The sequence below is a fragment of the Collinsella sp. AM38-1BH genome, assembly GCF_003467545.1.
In the GTDB taxonomy this organism is placed as follows: domain Bacteria; phylum Actinomycetota; class Coriobacteriia; order Coriobacteriales; family Coriobacteriaceae; genus Collinsella.
In genome coordinates this window covers 2,947-22,290 of the sequence record NZ_QSHC01000024.1, presented here as the reverse complement: position 1 = coordinate 22,290, position 19,344 = coordinate 2,947, and the positions used below count along the sequence as shown (strand labels likewise).

The following is a 19,344-nucleotide window of genomic DNA, read 5'->3' as shown; positions in this document are numbered from 1 at the left end:
ACAAACTACCTCTCTTCATGAGCCCCGCAGTCCGCTCCGACTGCGGGGCTTTTGCTATTCACCTAGTCATTGGGGACAAACCCGGCACTTGGGGACGGTCCTTTCCTGCCGGCAGCTTGGGACAGTCCTTAATAGTCATTGGGGACGTTCTTAAACGACTAGTCAAACAAGAACGTCCCCAACGACTACTCATTTAAGTCTGTCCCCAATGACTGCCCAATGGCTGGGAAGGCGCATCCCACACCGACGCATTGCCTTCGGGCCCTCTCCCCAGGCTCTCCATAGCTCAGCTGGACTCCCCGCAACCTGTTCCGAGTTGGCGGAACGAGCGCGACGTGGAGTGTCATTCTTTACCGCGTTAGACTAGACGCAGGGAAAGGAGGAGGACATGGATGCTCGCGTCAAGCAGCTTGTAAATATGATCGAGGACGCTCAGCCTGTCGCTGTCGCGGTACTTGCCAAGCGTCTCGAGGTAAGCGAACGCGCCGTGAGAAACTATATCCATCGCGCAAACGACAACCTTGCAGGGGTTGCACGCATCGTTGGCAGCAAGGGGCAGTATCGTATCGATGTTGCACGTGCAGATGAGCTTGCTCGCTTGCTAGACGGTGCGGCTCTGGCTCATCCGGGCATTCCTGATACGCGCGACGGCCGTGTGTCCTTCCTTCTTAACGACCTCCTCATGCGGTCCCAGTGGGTGACGATTGAGGAGTATGCGGATTTACTCTACGTTTCGGCGCGAACTCTGTCCAATGACATGCGTCTGGTAGAGCAGAAACTCGCCCAATTTGACTTAACGCTCGAAAAGCGCCCACGCTACGGAATCCGCGTTGCGGGCGGGGAGTCGCAACGGCGCCTGTGCCTCGCCTCGCTGGTGAGGCCCGTGTTGCCCGACACCGACGATGCAAAGCTCGCCGAGCGCCTGCGGGCCATCGCCGCATGTGTGGACGATGCCCTGACGGCCTCGCCCGTCACGGTGAGCTCGCTGGCATCCCGCAATCTCATCATGCATCTTTACATCGCTCTTGGCCGCATCGAGCAGGGCTGCTATGTCCCAGCTGCAGAATCGGACGTTCAAAAACTGGAGGGAACGCGCGAATACGCCGCGGCTTTCCAGATTGCCGCAAACATCAAGGATGCCCTGGGCGTGAGCATGCCCCGAGAAGAGGTTGCCTTTATCGCAATCCATTTGCTCGGCAGGGGCACGGGCGTGCCCGAGAAGGGCTCTGCCGTTATCTCAGATGAGATGTGGGAGATTGCTTCCGAGATGGTACGTGCGGTCAACGATGAGTTTAGGTTTGACTTTAGCGGCGATCTTGAACTTCGCATGAACCTTGCTCGGCATATCGGCCCTCTGGGCTATCGCCTTGAATATCACATGCATATGGATAACCCCATGCTGCCCGATATCAAGACGAGGTTTCCGTTGGCCTATTCGATGGCAGCTGGCACCTCGCAGGTACTCGAGCGTCATTTTGGCAGCCAGCCCTCTGATGAAGAGCTCGGCTACATCGCCATGGCATTTGCCCTGGCCCTCGAGCAGCAAGCCGACCAGCCGCGTCGCAAACGCATCCTGATCGTGTGCGCCTCGGGAGCGGGAAGCGCCCGTATGCTCGAGCACCAGTACCGCAAGCAGTTTGGTATGTATATCGAGTCGATTGAGACATGCGACGTCGCCCGCGTGGGAACGCTCGACTTTTCGCACATCGACTACGTGTTCACAACGGTGCCGCTCAACGTCAAGTTGCCCGTGCCCGTCCGCGAGGCCGATTTCTTCTTGGAGACGAGCGATGTCAACGCTATCCGCAAGGTGCTGAGTGATGACGCTGCGCAATCGGACTCCCTGAGCGCTTTCTTTAGCCGTGCCCTGTTCTTCAACCGCGTTGAGGCGTCGTCGAAGCAGGCCGTTCTCCGATATCTCTCCGAGCGCGCCGTCGAGAGCGGCCGTGTCGATGCCCAGTTTGCCCAAGAGGTTGCCGAGCGCGAGAGCGCGAGTGCCACCTCGTTTGGCAATGGGGTGGCCATGCCCCATGGGATGCATCCTTTGAGCGCCGAGGCCTTTGTTACCGTGGGCCTGCTCGAACATCCCATTCTTTGGGACGAATACGGCCATGAGGTCGATATCGTCTTTATGGTGTCGTTTGCCCGGTCGGGCGGCGATGAGGCGCGGATCTTGAGCTCGCTGCTCGCTGAGATCTTTATGGACCGCCAGGGGGTCGAGCGCTTACGCGAGCGCCGGTCCTGGCATGAGCTGATGGCGCTTGTGCAAGCGCATACGGCTTAAGGCTTCTTTTGTCGAAAACCCTGCCTGCCTGCAATAAACCTCGAGGATTGCGGGTGGGAGATAGGCGTTTCGAATATTCAAGTACAAACCAAACATCACGGGAGAGGAGACCGTTATGGACGATCAGGGAACCGAGATGGTTTCGTTTCAGCTGGTCGCTGCAGCGGGAGAGGCGCGCAGCCTTGCCTTCGAAGCCCTTGAAAAGGCAAAGGCGGGGGATTTTGACGCTGCCGCCAAACTCATGAAGCAGTCAAAGGATGCGGGAATCAAAGCTCACCACATCCAAACGCAGCTGCTTTCGACCGAGGCGGCGGGCGAGCATCTGTCGGTGGATGTGTTGCTGGTCCATGCTCAGGACCACCTCATGTGCTCCATGCTTGCTCAGGAGCTCGTGCAGGAGCTGATCTGCCTGTATGAGCGCACTGCAGCCAAGAACGCCTAACGGCGTGCGGCGACTATCCAACCAATCAATGCGAAGGGAATCCCTTATGAAGATCCTTCTTGTTTGCGCAGCTGGCCTGTCTACAAGCATTCTGATGAAGAAACTCGAGAAATACGCGGAGCAAAACGGCATCGAGCTCGATATCGATGCGGTGGGTATCGGCGAGTATCAGGAGACCTGCGCCGATTATGACGTGCTGCTCTTGGGGCCGCAGGTGTCCTACCAGCTCAACACCGTCAAGCAGGGGAGCGGTAAGCCGACCGCGGTCATCCCCGCACAGGACTACGGCATGGGCAACGCCGCCAACGTGCTGGCACTCGCCCAGTCGCTGTTGGGCTAGGAGGCGACTATGGAAAAGTTCATGACCCTGCTTCAGGAAAAACTGACCCCTATTGCCAATTTCTGCGGCGCCGAGCGCCACTTTGCCTCCATGCAAAAGGGCTTTATGAGCGCGATCAGCTTCATCTTGGTCTCTGCCGTCTTTATGATCATCGCCAACCCGCCGGTCACGGCCGACCTGGTGGCGCGGGGCGGGTTCTGGTCCGTCTTTGGCCCTTGGCTCGATTTTGCCACGGCCAATAAGCTCACGCTGCTCATCCCCTTCAACATGACGATGGGCATACTGTCGGTGATCGTGACGTTCGCAATCGCCTATAACCTGGCGGGCACCTACAAGATGCCCAAGCTTAACGCCGGTATGACCTCGCTGGTGATGTTCCTGATCGCCGCGGCGCCGTCGTCCTACTACCAGCTTGCTGATGAGTCCGTGCTCCAGGCGGTCCCCTGCACCTATCTGGGTGCGCAGGGCCTGTTTACCGCCATCATCGTTGCCCTGGTCTCCGTCGAGGTCACGCGCTTCTGCCAGACCAAGGGCATCACCATCAAGATGCCCGATGGCGTGCCGCCGTTTTTGTCCGAAACCTTTGGCGCCATCGTGCCTATGCTCGCCAACATCCTCATCTTCTTTGGTGGCAACCTGCTGATCCAGATGATCGATCCCACGCTGTCCATCCCCTCGGTTATCGAGAAGCTGCTCGCTGCCCCGCTTTCCGTCGCAGTTGACTCTGTGCCCGGCGCACTGCTTATCTGCTTCATGACGCTGCTGTTTTGGTGCTTTGGCGTCCACGGCAACATGATCGTGATGCCCATCACCGCCCCGGTCACGCTTGCCGCCTTTGCTGCCAACGCCTCGCTCTACGCTGCTGGGCAGCCGCTTGAGTTCCACCCGGTATTCATGTCGATGGTCATCAACCTCATCGGCGGCACGGGCAATACGTTCTCTTTTGTGGCGCTCTGCGCGTTTAGGGCAAAGTCGCAGCAGCTCAAGGCATTTGGCAAGGCATCGATCGTGCCGAGCTTCTTCCGTATCTCCGAGCCCGCGATCTTTGGCGCACCCATCATCTTCAACCCGATCCTCATGGTTCCGTTCGTGCTGGGCGGTATGATTTCGGCCCTGCTGTATTGGGGTGCAATCTCACTGGGTCTTGTCTCTAACTTCTACATCTTGGTGAGCGGCACGTTCCCCATCTTCGTTCAGGGCTTTATCCAGTGCCTCGACCCGCGCATCTGGGTATTTACGATCGTTTTGATCGTGGTCATGGCTGTGGTCTGGTACCCGTTCTTTAAGGTGTACGACAACCTGCTCCTGGCACAGGAGCAGGAGAACGCCGCGGCAGCTTCTGCCAAGGATGCTGAGTAGCATGGGTTACTTTGACAGAACGTCTGCTGCCGGTATGCCCGAGGGCTTTTTGTGGGGCGGCGCGCTCGCTGCCAACCAGGCCGAAGGGGGTTGGAACGAGGGCGGCCGCGGTATGTCGCACTCCGACCTGATTCCACAGGGTCCCGACCGCTGGGATGTGATGTTTGGCAGGCAAAAGCCCGTGGATGATCCGGACAGGCTGTATCCATGCCGTTGGGGCAACGACTTCTTCCATCATTGGCGCGAGGACGTCGAGCTCTTTGCCGAGATGGGCTTTAAGTGCCTGCGTCTTTCAATTTGTTGGAGCCGTATTTTTCCCACAGGGATGGAGGCCGAGCCCAACGGTGAGGGCTTGGAGTTTTACCGTCAGGTATTCGAGGCGCTGCGCGAGCACGGAATCGAGCCGCTCGTGACGCTGTCGCACTACGACTATCCGTTGGCTCTGGTCGAGCGTTATGGTGGATGGCAAAGCCGAGAGATGATCGAGCGGTATGCGCACTACGTCGAGACCGTCGGACGTGCGTACCAGGGCCTCGTGCGTTATTGGCTCACCTTCAACGAGATCAACAGCGTGGCGCTGTCCTATCTCAACGCGGGCGTCACGCTCGAGGATGAGCGTGACCGTGCAGCCGTGACCGCGGCGTTCTCGCACCATATGTTTATGGCGAGCGCTCGCGCTGTCGAGATCCTGCACAAGATCGATCCCGCAAACAAGGTGGGTTGCATGATCGCTGCCGGTGCGACCTATCCGTACCGTTGTGCGCCCGAGGACGTATGGCTTGCGTATGAGGAGGACCGCGGCCGCTACTTCTACACTGACGTGATGGCTGCGGGCGCCTATCCTACTTGGAAGCTGCGTGCGCTCGAGAAAGAGGGTGTTCACGTGCCCTTTGAGCCGGGCGATACGGAGTATCTGGCCGAGCATACCGTCGACTTCATCTCGTTCTCGTACTATTGCTCGCGCTTGGTGTGCGCCGATGACCAGGTGATCGCTGAGAAGGCGGAGGGCAACGTGTTCCCGACGCTGCGCAATCCGTACCTCAAGGATAAAGAGACTGCCTGGAAATGGCAGATCGATGCGCTGGGTTTGCGCGTGACGCTTGCCGGCTACCACGATCGTTACCATCTTCCGCTCTTTATCGCTGAGAACGGTGTGGGCGGACTCGATGCGCTGGAAGACGGCAAAGTCCACGATGCGTATCATATTGATTACCTGCGCAGGCATATTCTTGCGCTGCGCGATGCAATTGTCGAGGACGGTGTTGACCTGATGGGATACACGCCGTGGGGCTGTATCGATTTGGTGTCGGCCTCGACGGGGCAGATGAAGAAGCGCTATGGCTTTGTTTATGTCGATGCCGATGATACGGGCAAAGGCACGTTCGATCGCTACCGAAAGGACAGCTTCTGCTGGTACCAAAAGGTCATTGCATCAAATGGCGAGGACTTGAGTTAACTCTTGCAGGTCTGTTGCCCCCGCGGTCCGCTTCGGCCGCGGGGCTTTTGCTATTGAGGCGGCTGTTCATGAGGAGCATTGCAGACTGCGGAAACCCGGCACTTGGGGACGTTCCTTTCCTGCCGGCAGCTTGGGACAGTCCTAAAAGGCCGCATCGATCAACTGCGGAAAGCACATCCCAGAATGAGCGTCCAACATGGGGTGCGGTTTCCCTTGAGGCCCTCAATCGGAAAATGCATCCCAGATTTTTGTCGAAAAGCGGTCCCTAGTTTCCCAAACGGGCCGCTAACGGAAAGCGCATCCCGCTATTGGGCCCCAAAGCAGGATGCGCTTTCCGTGCCGGCAGTTCCAAGCAGTTCGGGATGGCCCTTTTTGTCTGCTCTCGGCCGGCGTCCGTAAGACTGTCCCCAACGACCACTCGTTTAAGTCTGTCCCCAATGAGTGCCCAATGACTAGTAGTAGGCCCACATGGCTTCGACTTCGTTGAGGACCTCTACGACGCCCCAGCGACGGGCGCTGCGGCTGGCCGAGTTGGGGTCGTAGACGCCAATCTGATTGGCATCGTCGATGCCGTAGAGCACGATGTAGTGGCCTACGTTGGTAAACGTACCGGGGCGCACTGCGGCGATAACGGGCGCACCCGAGCGAAGTGCTTGGGTAATCGATTCACGATCGTTATAGAGCTGTGTTCCGTTGAGTCCCAGCTGCCACGCACCGCCTGTCATAAACGACCACTCGGTGGCACCAGTGGGGGCGTAGTTGCCGGCTTCGGCCAGCGCGCATATATCGACCGGCGTCTTATCGGTGTGGCCGGTCTTAAAGATATAGACCATGGCGAGGCAAGTGGGACCGCAAGCGTTTTCGCGGATAGTGCCACCGGCATAGGACAGCTCCGACCATGCGGGGTCAATTTGGTAGATGTGGGGCATGGTACCGGCCTGCCATTGCGAGCGTGGGGTCGAGAACGCAAAGGAGTAACCGGGCGCGACGGGAGCTTTAAGCAGCTTGTCCTCGGCAGTGGGCTCAAGACCGGCTGATCCGTGGGAGATACAGGATCCCAAAAACACAAAGACGAGGCAGGCGGCGATGGAGCAAAGCGCAAGGCGTAGGCGGCGGGCCGGAAGCACGTGGCTTGTGGTATGCGACGCGGGGTGAGGGGCGGAATTGCCGCGATCGCGTTGAGGTCGCGAAAAGGAGCGTTTAACGTAGTAGTCGGTCTTACGGCGATCGTAGCGGCGCGGCTGTGATGTGTCGGTCTGGCGTTGGCGTGCGCTCGTACTCACGCGGTCTGACTGCTGCACGGTACGGCTTTGTTGCCGAGATGAAGCCCCGGGCTGCTCTTGGGGGCGCTGCTGGTTGCCGTTGTCGGAGGTGCTTCTGGGCGTTGGCGTGGTGCGGCCGGCAAGGCGCACGCTTTGTGGCCGTTGGTCGCCGTCATTGTATCCGTATGCCATTCGAATCACCTTGCCTCGTGTGTAACTTGTCTATCCTACATAAAAAGATGCACGACACATGGGTATGTGCGCCAAAAGCCTGACAAATGGTATGAACGTTGCCGCGCCGCGCGCCAAGCGTCACGGCAACAGGTATCCAAAAGCAGACAAGATGAAAGCGTCCAGGACGAATGACGTCTCCCGCCGTTCGTCCCAAAAACGGCGCCGCTCGTTTTGCAGTTCTGCCTTCGGTCGAGCCATAAGCGGCAGCGTGGCGCCGAGGCCGTATCTTAAAGCCACGAAATAAAAGCGCGCGGTCGAACAGGCCGCGCAAGGGGTGACGCCAGGGGGCGTCAAAAAGGAAAGGAGGGGAACAATGGCGGACAAGAACGCAGAAGTTGCAGTCGAGGACAACGGCGGCATGAAGAAAACGCTTTCGCTCTGGAACTTCTTCACCATCGGTTTCGGTGCCATCATCGGTACCGGTTGGGTTCTGCAGGTCGGCGACTGGATGGTCGTGGGCGGCGGTCCCGTTCCCGCTATGATTGCATTCCTCTTGGGCGCAATCTTCCTCGTGCCCGTCGGAGCTGTTTTTGGTGAGCTCACGGCTGCTATCCCAATTTCGGGCGGCATCGTCGAGTATGTCGATCGTAGCTTTGGCCGTACGATGAGCTACATCACCGGCTGGCTCCTGGCCCTGGGCAACGGCATCCTGTGCCCGTGGGAGGCCATCGCCATCTCGACCCTCGTGTCCGAGATGTTCGGCAGCCTGCCCGGCCTTGAGTGGCTGCGCGCCGTCAAGCTCTACACTATCCTGGGCGCCGACGTTTACCTGTTCCCGACGCTGATCGCGCTCGGCTTTGCAACCTACGTCATCTTCCTCAACTTCCGCGGTGCCAGCTCGGCCGCCAAGCTGCAGGCCTTCCTGACCAAGGCCCTGCTCTGCGGCATGCTACTCGCCATGGGCGTCTCGCTGTTCACCGGCTCGCCGGACAACGCCATGCCCGTGTTCTCCCAGGTCACCGGTGCTGGCGGCGGCAAGCCCGCTACCGAGGGCACCAGCCTGTTCGCAGGCATCGTTTCGGTCCTGGTTCTGACCCCGTTCTTCTACGCCGGCTTCGACACCATTCCTCAGCAGGCTGAGGAAGCAGCCGAGGGCCTCAACTGGAACAAGTTCGGCAAGATCATCTCCTTGGCTCTGCTGGCCGCCGGCGGCTTCTACATGGTCTGCATCTACTCGTTCGGCACCATCCTCGACTGGCATGAGTTTGTTAAGAGCCCGGTTCCCGCGCTTGCCTGCCTCAAGGGCATCAACATGCTCCTGTACCTGGCCATGCTCGTCATCGCCACGCTTGGACCCATGGGCCCGATGAACTCCTTCTACGGCGCCACGAGCCGCATCATGCTCGCCATGGGCCGCAAGGGCCAGCTGCCCGAGAAGTTCGCCGAGGTCGATCCCAAGTCCGGCGCTCCCAAGCTCGCCTGCGTCGTTCTGGGCGTCATCACCGTCGTCGGTCCGTTCCTGGGCAAGAACATGCTCATCCCTCTGACCAACGTGTCGGCTCTCGCCTTCATCTTCTCCTGCGGCATGGTCGCCCTCGCTTGCCTGCGCATGCGCTTCACCGAGCCCGACCTGCCTCGTCCCTACGAGGTGCCCGGCGGCAAGTTTGGCATCAGCCTCGCTATCGTTGCCTGCGGCACCATCATTGGCCTGCTCGTGATCCCGTTCTCTCCCGCCTCCCTCAACATGGTGGAGTGGAGCATCGTGATCGGCTGGCTGGCTGTTGGCCTGGCCCTCATGGCCTTCACCAATTCCCGCAAAAAATAACGCCTAGCCGGGACGGATCGGGTGTGCGGGGCCCTCTCTCCCGCGCACCGAACCCGGCACCACTTGGGTAGTTTTGTGAGGCCTTAACCCAACGCGGCCTCGCCCACTATATGGATCCATAAGGAGGAACCATGTCCACTAAGTATGCAATCGTTGGCGGCAAGCTCATCGACGGTACCGGTGCCGAGCCGGTCGAGAACTCCCTCGTTCTCGTCGACGACAATGGCAAGATCGAGTACGCCGGTGTCATGCAGGACCTTCCCGAGGGCGTTGAGGTTATCGACGCCGCCGGCAAGACCGTCCTTCCCGGCCTGATCGACACCCACCTGCACTTCTCGGGCAACCTGACCGACGATGACACCGACTGGGTCATGCAGCCGCTCCTCGAGAAGCAGGCCGTCGCCGTCAAGCAGGCCTACGACTGCCTCACCCACGGTCTCACCACCGTCTGCGAGATCGGCCGCTTTGGTATCCAGATCCGTGACTGCATCGACAAGGGCGTCTTCAAGGGCCCGCGCGTTCTGGCAACCGGCCTTGGCTTCTGCCGCGTTGCCGGCCACGGCGACTCCCACCACTGCAGCCAGGAGCTCAACAAGGAATCGCACCCCTGGGGCGATCAGGTCGACGGTCCTTGGGATCTGCGTAAGGCCGTCCGCCGTCGCCTGCGCGAGAACCCCGATGCCATCAAGATCTGGGCTACCGGTGGCGGCATCTGGCGCTGGGACTCCGGCCGCGACCAGCACTACTGCTCCGAGGAGATTCAGGCCGTGGTCGAAGAGGCCAAGATGGTCGGCATCCCCGTGTGGAGCCACTGCTACAACAACCACGCCGCTGCCTACGATTCCGTCCGCTTTGGCTGCGAGCAGCTGATCCACGGCTTCGATATCGATGAGCGCACCATGGACCTCATGGCCGAGCAGGGCACCTTCTTCACCCCGACGATCGCCTTCCTGCCCACTTGGTACGCCACCTATCCGCCCGTCTACGTCCCCGAGCTGCACGACAAGTACGAGGGCACCCTGGTCGAGAAGGAACTGCAGCGCAACTACGACTGCCTGCGCGAGGCCAAGAAGCGCGGCGTCGTCATGACGATCGGCTCCGACTCCTTCTCCTTCGTCACCCCGTACGGCACCTGCTCCATCGAGGAGATGTACGAGTTCGTCGACAAGATCGGCTTCACCCCGGTCGAGACCATCACCTGCGCCACCCTCAACGGTGCCAAGATGTGCCACATCGAGGACGAGACCGGTTCCATCGAGGCTGGCAAGTGCGCCGACCTGCTGGTCGTCAATGGTGACGTCGCCGCCGACATCCACGTGCTCAACACCGACAACATGGACGTCATCATGAAGGACGGCTGGATTGTCGAAGCCGGCAGCTTCGGCGAGGCAAACAAGTACAGCGCCTAAGCTACCGTTCATCGATGGCTGGATGTAAAACACAGTATTTGATTGCATAATGCAATGGAGAGGGTCGCTTGCGGCCCTCTTTATTGCTATGGGGTGCGTCAGTAAGAAGGGGATGACGGTGGATCTCAATAGGCTGATTCTGGGCAAGAGCTACAACTCTACCAAGGTCTTTCGTACCGCTCAGCATGTGGTTCAAGCCATCTTGCTCGGTATTGTCGTTCCGCTGCTTATCCTGCTGCTCATCTGGGATCTAACCGATAATCCCAATCCCGTTCCGGCCGTTGTCGTCATTGCCGGCTTGGTCATGCTGTGCTTCTTCTTCTCGTACGTCTTTGTCGTTCCCGACGACCTCACATCGAGCGCAACCGACCGCACGCTCGCCATCGCATCAAAAATATTCGCCTACACGTCGCGCGGCCTTACGCCCGAAGCTGCCCTGGGCGCCTCTAAGATCATCCTGTCCGAAACTATCGCCTCTGCCATCTGCTTTACCGACGGCAAGCAGGTGTTGGCAAGCTGGGGCGAGGACTCGGCAAAATGCCCCGCGGGCACCCCGGTGGTACTGCGGACTACGCTCAACGTGATCAACAGCGGTGAGCAAAGCGTGTTCTCGCGCGATGCCTCGACCGAGACGGGTGGCTACTTTCCGCGCCTGCGCGCCGGTATTGTCGCACCGCTTACCGTGCGCGGGCATTGCGTGGGCACGCTCGAGCTGTATTATCCCCGTCTGAGCAGCATCGATATGCGCCAGACGGCGCTTGCCTCGGGCTTTGCCGACCTCATTTCCACGCAGCTTGCGAGCTTTGAGCTCGAGCGCCAGGACGAGCTTACGGCCCGCGTGGAGCTGCGTGCCTTGCAATCGCAGGTCGATCCTCATTTTCTGTTTAACACCATCAGCACCATCGTGTCGCTCGTTCGAACCGAGCCCGACAAGGCCAGGTCGCTGCTGATCGACTTCTCCAACTACTATCGTCAGACGCTTTCTGATTCCGATACGCTCACCACGCTCGAGCACGAGGTGGAACAGGGCACTCGCTATATCAATCTTATGCAGGCTCGTTATGGCGACGGCCGTCTGCGCGTCTCGGTCGATATCGACTTTGAGGTGCGCGATTGCATGGTGCCGCCGTTTATCTTGCAGCCGTTGCTCGAAAACTGCATCAAGCACGCGCAGCGCGAGACCGAGCCGCTTTCTATTCATGTTAGGGCTTTCGAGACCGATGACGGTTTGGAGATCATCGTCGAGGACGATGGCATCGGTATGAGCGAAGAGGTCTGCGCACATCTGTTTGAGCAACATCGCCTGGAGGAGCCCGAGAGCATTACCGCCGACGGCTCCGTCAAGCGAGGTTGCGGCCTGGCGCTCTTCAACGTGCTTCAGCGCATCCATTTCTTTTACGGAGAAGATTCCGGCATGCGCGTGAAGTCCCAGGGGGGCGTGGGAACGCAGGTCATCGTCGAGCTGAACGGCGAGCCGCATGAGCCGGCGCCGTTGACGGCGTAGCACGCGGTTGGATTGAGAGAAAAAGAGGGGAAGCACATATGTCCGAAGGCTGGAACATCTTGGTGGTTGATGACGAACCTCCCATTAGGGCTGAGCTACGCTATCTGTTGGAAAAGGATACGCGTGTGGGCCAGATTGCCGAGGCGGGCAATGTCACCGAAGCCGTGGAGTCGATTCTGTCGAACAAGCCCGACGTGCTGTTTTTAGACATTACCATGCCCGGTCGCTCGGGAATTGAGCTTGCCGAGACGCTGCAGAACCTAAAGACGCCGCCGGTGGTTGTGTTTGTGACGGCGTTTGCCGAGTATGCGGCCGATGCCTATAACCTCGATGCCGTCGATTATGTCGTCAAGCCGGTCGAGGACGCACGCCTGTCAAAGGCACTCGACAAGATCGAGGCAGCCTTGGGTGTCCGTCGTGTTATCCACGCTCCGCGCCAGCCTTTGCGTCTGACGGTGGACCGCGGGGGCAAAAAGGTGTTCATTCCCGCCGCAGACGTCTGCTACTTTGAGGCGCGCGCCGATTTTTGCAACGCCATCTGCGCCGAGGGAACGTACCTGATCAATGAGTCGATCTCTTCGCTCGAGCGTCGCTTGGTCTCCGAGGGCTTTATTCGCGTTCATCGCAGCTATCTGGTCAATTTGGAAGACGTGCACAATGTCGAGATCGGTTCCACGGGTCTTATGGAGCTCAGGCTCGATCGCGTAACCTCGACGGTGCCCGTGTCCCGCCGTCGCGCTGCCGAGGTTAAAGCACACTTGGGGCTTGCGTAGACGGTCTGCGTGCCGTCGTTTACCATCGCAGGTTTGGCATGGGCGCGCGGTGGGCATAATGGGTGGCATCGAATGAAATCGAAAGGATCATTATGCCCGCGCTTATCACCCATCATCTGTTTGGCGAGGAAAGCATCGACCGTCTTCCGCAGGGCGTCATCACGTCCGATGAAGAGCGCATTGCCTTTATCTTGGGCAACCAAGGCCCCGACCCGTTTTTCTTTCACATTCTGACACCGCGTGTTTCCGACTGCACGCTGCTGGCGCAGGTCATGCATCGGTCGCGTATGTCTCGCCAGTTCGCGTGCCTGCGCGACGGCGTGTCGCATCTGTTGCCGCGCGACGCCAGCTTGGGTCGCGCCTTTGCGCTGGGCCTGCTGTCTCATTACGTGCTCGACCGCAACGCCCACCCCTTTGTCTATGAGCAACAGTTTGGCATCGTGGAGTCCGATTCAGAGCTTGAGGATTCGAGCAGTCAGGTCCATGCCGTGATCGAGAGCGACCTGGATGTACTGATGCTGCAGCTTAAACGCGATGGCGCTACGGTCGACGATTACCCGCCGGCGGGCGAGATCGTCACCACCGACCGTATCAATCGCGTTGCCGGCGTGCTGATGAGCTATGTTGCCGGACGCGTGTACGGTATTGACATTCCGGCGGGGGAATACGGTGCCGCCGTTGCCAATATGCAGCGACTTTACCGCGCGATTGAGCCGGCCGGCTCCGTAAAGACGCGCGCGATCTCGTTGGTTGAGGGCTTGGTGCACGACTACTCGCTGCTCGACGGCCTTGCCCATCGCGTGACGACGGAGCTGCCCGAGCGCACCGGTAACCTGGGCCATCTGACATGGAAGAATCCCTTTACCGATAAGGTCTCGAATGAGAGTTTCCCCGAGGTCTTTGATCGCGCGCTGGTCGATTACGAGTGTACGGTCGCGCGTTTTATCGAGACCGGCGACATGGAGGCCGTGACCAGTCACGTCAACTACAGCGGTCGCGTGCTCAATGTCGATGAGGAGTTCGACCGCGAGGAATAGGGCCCATGCGTGCCCCTTTGCCGAATCCTTACCGGTGCTTCTGGACAATTGGGGTACGATGAATTAACTGCATATCGGGCGAATACGAAGGGTCCCTGTCCATGAAATACACCAAGCTCGAGCGTAACTGGGTCATGTACGATGTGGGAAACTCGGCCCTCGTGCTGCTCAATACCTCGGTGGTGCCCATTTACTTTAACGCCATCAATACCGGCGCTTCCTCGGCCGACCTGGTGGTCGCCTGGGGCAATGCGCAGACGATCGCCTCGCTGGTCATCGCCATGCTCATGCCCATTCTGGGCGCGCTTGCCGATTACGCCGGCAACAAGATCAAGTTCTTCTTGGGCTTCTTCCTGACGGGTCTCGTGCTTTGCTTTGCACAGGCTATCCCGATGTCCGCCATGGCGTTTTTGACCGTCTATGTGCTGTGCACCATCGGCCTCAACTCGTCTATGACGTTCTACGACGCCATGTTGCCCGATGTCACCACCGATGAGCGCATGGACGCCGTGTCGAGTTCGGGCTTCGCTTGGGGCTACATCGGTTCCACCGTGCCGTTCATCATCTGCCTGGCGCTCATTATGGGCGGTCCGGCCCTTGGCGTCCCCACCATGTTGGCCACGCGCCTGTCGTTTATTATCACCGGCGCCTGGTGGCTCATCTTTACCTTGCCGCTCATCCGCACCTATAAGCAAAAATACGGTCGCGAGCGCAAGCCCGAAGACACCATCGGCTACATTGTGGGCGGCGTGTTCTCCGAGGTCGGACACACCATGCGCGAGATCGCCCACAACAAGACCGTGCTGGTCTACATGATCGCGTTCTTCTTCTATATCGATGGCGTGCACACGGTCATCTCCATGGCAACCAGCTACGGATCGGCCTTGGGCATCGATTCGACCCAGTTGGTCCTGGCGCTGCTCGTCACGCAGTTTGTGGCTTTCCCGTCCGCCATCATCTACGGCAAGCTCGCCGGCCGCGTGGGCACGCTCAACATGATCTTGGTGGCAGTCGCCGCCTATATGGGCATCGTGCTCTTTGCCGCGTTCTTCCTCAAGACCGCCTTTGAGTTTTGGGTGCTTGCCATTTTGGTCGGCCTGTTCCAGGGCGGCGTGCAGGCGCTCAGCCGCAGCTACTTTGGCCGCATTATTCCCAAGGAAAAGTCCAACGAGTACTACGGCTTCTTTGATATCTTTGGCCGCTATGCAAGTGTTATGGGCACCTTCTTGGTGTCGGTCGTCACCTCGCTGACCGGCAACCCCTCGCTGGGCGTCCTGTCTATCGGCGTGCTGCTGGTGGTGGGCTTTGCGCTGCTGGTCCGTCTGTCCCGCATGTCTCAAACGGCAGAGCAGGCCGCATAGGAACTTGCCGGTAATTGCGTCCGCCGCGATACTCTTTTGGGGCTATCCGCAATAAACATTCTGACTTTCGAACAATGATTAGCCCAAGTGGGTATGATGGAGTCAGCTAGGTCGCGGGGCGTCGCCTGTGTTTGGCGGCGTCCCGTTTTTGTGTTGCAGGGAGGGTAAGGCATGAACGCCACGGTCGTGATTCCAACGTATTGGGCGGGCGATGACGCTCGCGCAAACGCCCCTGGCACCTATGACCATTCGACACGACTCAACGCCGACAATCCCGAACTCGACCGCTGCCTGGCCTCGCTTGAACAGGTGCGCGACATCCCGCGCATCATCCTTTTGGTGGTCTGTCCCGTTTCTGCCACAGCCGATGTGTCGCTGCGCGTGCACGAGATTGTCGACGCGCATCCCACGCTCAAGGTCACCGTTGTCACCAACACCCAGGCCTCGCGCATCGCAGACCGGGTTGCTCAGATCGCGCCCAAGGGTTCGGGCGAGTGCGTGAGTCTGCGAGGCTACGGCGCCATCCGCAACATGGGGCTGGCCTGTGCCGCTGTGCTGGGGCATGACGCGGTTATCTTTTTGGATGACGATGAGACTGTCATCGATGCCGACTTTATGAAGCGTGCGACCTACGCGCTGGGTCAGCAGACGCGTCAGGGCCTGCCGATCTTGGTCAAGAGCGGCTATTTCTACGATCGCGACGGATCGCCGCTGGCTCCCGCGGACAAGGCGGGCATCTGCCATCGTTGGTGGACCAAGCGCATCGAGTTCAACCGTTGGATGAAAAAGGCGCTCTCGGGCACCCGCATCTCGCGCTCCAACTACGTGTGCGGCGGCCTGATGGCCCTGCACGCCCGCGCCTTTACGCGTGTGGCCTTTGACCCGTTTATCACCCGCGGCGAGGACTTGGATTACCTCTTTAACATGCGCATGTTTGGCTACGACGTGTGGTTCGATAACGAGTGGACCGTGCGCCATTTGCCTCCGGAGTCCGAAAAGCGCTCACCGCGCTTTATGCAGGATGTATACCGTTGGTACTACGAACGGGCCAAGTTGACGTTCGCCGCGCATCAAAAGGAGCTCATTCCCGTTACGGCGGCATCGCTCATGCCCTACCCGGGCCCGTGGATTTCGCGCGAGCTCGACGACCGCGTGCGCAAGACCGCTATGGTCCGCAGCGTGTTTACCCGCGAGCATGAGGGCTACCTGCGCATCTGGCGCCATGGTATCGACGAGGCAAAGGCCTATGCGCGCCAAAACGCTGCAAGCTACCTGCGTTTCCAGAGCTTTTGGCCCAAGATCATGGACGGGCTTTGGCGTGACGCACAACTGATCAGTATCCTGGAGGGGGCCGAATGATCGACCGCCGCGCCCAGCGCGATAGTTCATTATCAATCTTTCGCATCATTGCCGTTGCCTGCGCCATTTGCGTGCTGATGTACTTTATTTTTGCCCTGGTGACCGGCATCGAGCCGATCGCCACGGTGATTGCCTGCGCGCTGCTGTGCATCTTTCTGTGCATCTTTATCTTTTTGACGCTCAATCCCGATTCGGTGCGCTCGCAGTACACCGAAGAGACGCTCTCGGTGGCCTCGGCCATGCTCGAGGACATTAAGGGCGGTCTGACGCAGGAGTCGGCGCGTTTGGTGTGCCAGCGCATTTTGCCCGAGACGCGCGCCATGACGGTGGCCATCACCGACGAGGAAAACGTGCTTGCCTGCGCGGGCGAGTTTGAGGAAAAACTATTGCCAGATTCTCCCATCCACACGCTTGCAACGCGCTACGTTATCGAACATGGCATCGTGCAGTCGTTCAACCGTATGGTGGATGTCGTGGGTTCGGACGGCTCGCACAACCAAGTCCCCGCCGGCATTATCGCTCCCATCAAGGTGGGCGATCGTACCGTCGGCACGCTCAAGTTCTACTACAAGACCCCGCGCGCCGTCGACCGTACTCAGTACGCGCTTGCCTCGGGCTTTGCCGAGATCTTGTCCACGCAGCTCGCCATCCACGAGCTCGAGGTGCAAAAGGAACTCACGGCGCGCGCCGAGGTGCGTGCGCTGCAGGCACAGATTAACCCGCACTTCCTGTTCAACACGCTGAACACCATTGCATCGTTTACGCGCACCGACCCGCTGCGGGCCCGCGAACTGCTTCGTGAGTTCTCATCGTTCTATCGCGCCACGCTCGACAACTCGGGATCGCTTATTCCGGTCTCGCGCGAGGTCGCACAGACCAAGCGCTACCTTACCTTTGAGAAGGCCCGCTTTGGCGAGGACCGCGTGCTTGCAACGTTCGATGTGTCCGAGGACGTGGAAGATACGCTGGTGCCGGCGTTCGTGATTCAGCCGATTGTCGAGAACGCCGTGCGTCATGGTATGGGCGATGACGGCGCCCTGAGGATCGACGTGACCGTTCACCAAGACGGCGAGGATGCAATCTTGATTGCCGTTGCTGATAACGGCGTGGGCATGGATGAGGGTACCGCCGCCAGACTGTTTGACGAGCGCTCTGCTCGTCCCGACGCCAGCTCTCCCCAGGGCGGCGGCGCCGGTGTGGCCATGCACAATATTTCGGAGCGCATCCATCGCTTTTATGGGCCACACTCCTATACGCGTGTCGAATCGGCGCCGGGCAAGGGCACCAAAGTGCTTCTTCATCTTGATTTGTCAGAGAGCATCTTTGACATTCAAGAGTAAAATAAAAGGCTACGGGCTCAACGTCATGCGACGGATGCCCGGCGTAGTTAGTTGACGAAAGGTTTTATCCCTATGCTGCGTGCGATGATTGTGGATGATGAGGCGCCGGCTCGCTCGGAGCTTCGCTTCTTGCTCGAGCAAACGGGCAAGATCGGCACGATCACGGAGGCGTCGAGCGTCCGCTCCGCCATCGAGATGCTTATGGAAAGTCGCGTGGATGTCGTGTTTCTCGATATCTCGATGCCCGGTGCCTCGGGCCTGCAACTTGCCGAGGCGCTGCATAAGCTCAAAAATCCGCCGGCGATCGTGTTTGTGACTGCGTATAGCGACCATGCGGTCGAGGCATTCGACGTGGATGCTGTCGATTATCTGATGAAGCCGGTCGAGGAAGCTCGCTTGGATCGCGCGATCGAGAAGGTCATGCAACGCGCTAAGCCGGTTACGGACAGCAAGGTGACCATCGAGCGTATCCCGGTGGAAAAGGGCGGCCGCAAGGTGCTCATTCCCGTGGACGACATTCGCTTTATCATGGCCAAGGACGATTACTCCTGCATCTATACCGTCGATGATCGCTTTTTGTCGACGACCTCGCTGGCGCAGTTTGAGGCCAAGCTCTGCGACTTTGGCTTCTTCCGTGTTCACCGCCGCTATATCGTCAACTTGGCGTGCGTTACCGACGTTGAGACGGTGCCCTCGGGCGCCATCCAGCTGGGCATTACGGGCGTCGACGAACGCGTGCCGGTTTCGCGCCGCCGCGTCGTGCCGCTCAAGAAGGCTCTGAGTCTCTAGCACACTGGCCCCGCGGCCCTGTGGACCTATCGTCTGCGGAGCCGTGGGGCCTTTTTGTATGTATCTGCCAAATCGTTTTTTGCGGAAAGGATCCCATGAACAGTGCAAGCGCCAAGCGTATCGACATCATCTCGGACACCCACGGCTATCTTTCGCCCGCGCTCTTAGACGAGCTTAAAGGTGCGGATTTGATTATCCATGCCGGCGACCTTACGTCGGAGATGGACTACGAGCATCTATGCACCATCGCCCCTGTGCGCGCCGTACTGGGCAACAACGATTATTACCGCGACTACGGCCCCGATGTGGATCGCCTGGCGCTCTTTACCTACGAAGGCCTCAAATTCGCTGTAGCCCACTACCGCGAAGACCTCCCGGTGGGATCCGTAGACGTAGCCATCAACGGCCACACCCACGTAACCAAAGAAGCCCAAGTGGGCCGTTGCTTGGTCCTCAACCCGGGCAGCGCCAGCTACCCCAGAGGTACCCGAGGTCCCACTATGGCCAGAATGCTCGTCAACGACGGCCAAATCATAAGCACCAAGTTTATTGACCTAGAGTAACCGCAACAAAAACGGGGGATGCAGATCGCATCTCCCGTTTTTTATGAGCCAAAGGTCAAAGTTCAAC

General features: G+C 59.2%; 16 protein-coding genes. 15 read left to right on the top strand and 1 reads right to left on the bottom strand.

The genetic code is table 11. From position 1 onward, the window contains the following. Positions 1-388: 388 nt before the first annotated feature. The 5 genes from DW870_RS09065 to DW870_RS09045 all read left to right on the top strand — a co-directional run bounded on the left by DW870_RS09065 (position 389) and on the right by DW870_RS09045 (position 5,881). The gene (locus DW870_RS09065; RefSeq protein ID WP_117877549.1) at positions 389-2,284 is read left to right on the top strand and encodes a BglG family transcription antiterminator; all 1,896 of its coding nucleotides are present in this window, start codon (positions 389-391) and stop codon (positions 2,282-2,284) included. Between the two features lie 115 nt (positions 2,285-2,399). Beyond that, a complete protein-coding gene (locus tag DW870_RS09060) occupies positions 2,400-2,726 on the top strand; it encodes a PTS lactose/cellobiose transporter subunit IIA (RefSeq protein ID WP_117565034.1) in 327 nt (108 codons plus the stop codon). Positions 2,727-2,772: 46 nt separating this feature from the next. Beyond that, on the top strand, positions 2,773-3,066 hold the full coding sequence (locus tag DW870_RS09055; protein ID WP_117565033.1) for a PTS sugar transporter subunit IIB: 294 nt from the start codon (positions 2,773-2,775) through the stop codon (positions 3,064-3,066). Positions 3,067-3,075: 9 nt separating this feature from the next. Next, positions 3,076-4,425, top strand: a complete 1,350-nt coding sequence (locus DW870_RS09050) for a PTS sugar transporter subunit IIC (protein WP_117735417.1) — start codon at positions 3,076-3,078, stop codon at positions 4,423-4,425. A gap of 1 nt (position 4,426) precedes the next feature. Further along, complete coding sequence (locus DW870_RS09045) at positions 4,427-5,881, top strand: family 1 glycosylhydrolase (RefSeq protein ID WP_255413336.1); 1,455 nt, start codon at positions 4,427-4,429, stop codon at positions 5,879-5,881. 452 nt (positions 5,882-6,333) lie between these two features. Here the strand turns inward: DW870_RS09045 and DW870_RS09520 are convergent, their stop codons facing one another. Next, positions 6,334-7,335 carry a C39 family peptidase gene (locus DW870_RS09520; RefSeq protein WP_233547418.1) on the bottom strand — a complete coding sequence of 334 codons (1,002 nt, stop codon included), beginning with the start codon at positions 7,333-7,335 and terminating at the stop codon, positions 6,334-6,336. Between the two features lie 355 nt (positions 7,336-7,690). On the opposite strand from DW870_RS09520, the gene DW870_RS09035 reads away from it, so the two are divergent. From DW870_RS09035 to DW870_RS08990, 10 genes are all read left to right on the top strand, one after another. After that, the gene (locus DW870_RS09035) at positions 7,691-9,142 is read left to right on the top strand and encodes an APC family permease (protein ID WP_117735418.1); all 1,452 of its coding nucleotides are present in this window, start codon (positions 7,691-7,693) and stop codon (positions 9,140-9,142) included. 131 nt (positions 9,143-9,273) lie between these two features. Next, positions 9,274-10,551 carry an amidohydrolase family protein gene (locus DW870_RS09030; protein ID WP_117743931.1) on the top strand — a complete coding sequence of 426 codons (1,278 nt, stop codon included), beginning with the start codon at positions 9,274-9,276 and terminating at the stop codon, positions 10,549-10,551. A 112-nt stretch (positions 10,552-10,663) separates the two neighbouring features. Continuing rightward, positions 10,664-12,055, top strand: coding sequence for a sensor histidine kinase (locus DW870_RS09025; protein ID WP_233543796.1), 1,392 nt, complete (start codon positions 10,664-10,666; stop codon positions 12,053-12,055). A 38-nt stretch (positions 12,056-12,093) separates the two neighbouring features. Continuing rightward, positions 12,094-12,828, top strand: coding sequence for a LytTR family DNA-binding domain-containing protein (locus tag DW870_RS09020; protein ID WP_117743933.1), 735 nt, complete (start codon positions 12,094-12,096; stop codon positions 12,826-12,828). Positions 12,829-12,920: 92 nt separating this feature from the next. Next, the gene (locus DW870_RS09015; protein ID WP_117877545.1) at positions 12,921-13,865 is read left to right on the top strand and encodes a zinc dependent phospholipase C family protein; all 945 of its coding nucleotides are present in this window, start codon (positions 12,921-12,923) and stop codon (positions 13,863-13,865) included. A gap of 101 nt (positions 13,866-13,966) precedes the next feature. Beyond that, positions 13,967-15,226: an MFS transporter gene (locus tag DW870_RS09010; protein WP_117877543.1), complete on the top strand. Its 1,260-nt coding sequence runs from the start codon at positions 13,967-13,969 to the stop codon at positions 15,224-15,226. Between the two features lie 171 nt (positions 15,227-15,397). Next, positions 15,398-16,585, top strand: coding sequence for a glycosyltransferase (locus DW870_RS09005; RefSeq protein ID WP_117877541.1), 1,188 nt, complete (start codon positions 15,398-15,400; stop codon positions 16,583-16,585). Continuing rightward, a complete protein-coding gene (locus tag DW870_RS09000; RefSeq protein ID WP_117735423.1) occupies positions 16,582-17,925 on the top strand; it encodes a histidine kinase in 1,344 nt (447 codons plus the stop codon). Before DW870_RS09005 ends, DW870_RS09000 begins: the two co-directional genes overlap by 4 nt. A 72-nt stretch (positions 17,926-17,997) precedes the next feature. Continuing rightward, entirely contained in the window at positions 17,998-18,714 is a 717-nt protein-coding gene (locus DW870_RS08995) for a LytTR family DNA-binding domain-containing protein (RefSeq protein ID WP_006235156.1), read from the top strand. A 95-nt stretch (positions 18,715-18,809) separates the two neighbouring features. Further along, the gene (locus DW870_RS08990; protein WP_117735424.1) at positions 18,810-19,277 is read left to right on the top strand and encodes a YfcE family phosphodiesterase; all 468 of its coding nucleotides are present in this window, start codon (positions 18,810-18,812) and stop codon (positions 19,275-19,277) included. The last annotated feature ends 67 nt before the right edge of the window (positions 19,278-19,344 follow it).

Excerpts from the sequence above, each read along its gene's own strand:
- DW870_RS09065 (WP_117877549.1), top strand. The coding sequence starts at position 389 with ATGGATGCTCGCGTCAAGCAGCTTGTAAATATGATCGAGGACGCTCAG.
- DW870_RS09060 (WP_117565034.1), top strand. The coding sequence starts at position 2,400 with ATGGACGATCAGGGAACCGAGATGGTTTCGTTTCAGCTGGTCGCTGCA.
- DW870_RS09055 (WP_117565033.1), top strand. The coding sequence starts at position 2,773 with ATGAAGATCCTTCTTGTTTGCGCAGCTGGCCTGTCTACAAGCATTCTG.
- DW870_RS09050 (WP_117735417.1), top strand. The coding sequence starts at position 3,076 with ATGGAAAAGTTCATGACCCTGCTTCAGGAAAAACTGACCCCTATTGCC.
- DW870_RS09045 (WP_255413336.1), top strand. The coding sequence starts at position 4,427 with ATGGGTTACTTTGACAGAACGTCTGCTGCCGGTATGCCCGAGGGCTTT.
- DW870_RS09520 (WP_233547418.1), bottom strand. The coding sequence starts at position 7,335 with ATGGCATACGGATACAATGACGGCGACCAACGGCCACAAAGCGTGCGC.
- DW870_RS09035 (WP_117735418.1), top strand. The coding sequence starts at position 7,691 with ATGGCGGACAAGAACGCAGAAGTTGCAGTCGAGGACAACGGCGGCATG.
- DW870_RS09030 (WP_117743931.1), top strand. The coding sequence starts at position 9,274 with ATGTCCACTAAGTATGCAATCGTTGGCGGCAAGCTCATCGACGGTACC.
- DW870_RS09025 (WP_233543796.1), top strand. The coding sequence starts at position 10,664 with ATGACGGTGGATCTCAATAGGCTGATTCTGGGCAAGAGCTACAACTCT.
- DW870_RS09020 (WP_117743933.1), top strand. The coding sequence starts at position 12,094 with ATGTCCGAAGGCTGGAACATCTTGGTGGTTGATGACGAACCTCCCATT.
- DW870_RS09015 (WP_117877545.1), top strand. The coding sequence starts at position 12,921 with ATGCCCGCGCTTATCACCCATCATCTGTTTGGCGAGGAAAGCATCGAC.
- DW870_RS09010 (WP_117877543.1), top strand. The coding sequence starts at position 13,967 with ATGAAATACACCAAGCTCGAGCGTAACTGGGTCATGTACGATGTGGGA.
- DW870_RS09005 (WP_117877541.1), top strand. The coding sequence starts at position 15,398 with ATGAACGCCACGGTCGTGATTCCAACGTATTGGGCGGGCGATGACGCT.
- DW870_RS09000 (WP_117735423.1), top strand. The coding sequence starts at position 16,582 with ATGATCGACCGCCGCGCCCAGCGCGATAGTTCATTATCAATCTTTCGC.
- DW870_RS08995 (WP_006235156.1), top strand. The coding sequence starts at position 17,998 with ATGCTGCGTGCGATGATTGTGGATGATGAGGCGCCGGCTCGCTCGGAG.
- DW870_RS08990 (WP_117735424.1), top strand. The coding sequence starts at position 18,810 with ATGAACAGTGCAAGCGCCAAGCGTATCGACATCATCTCGGACACCCAC.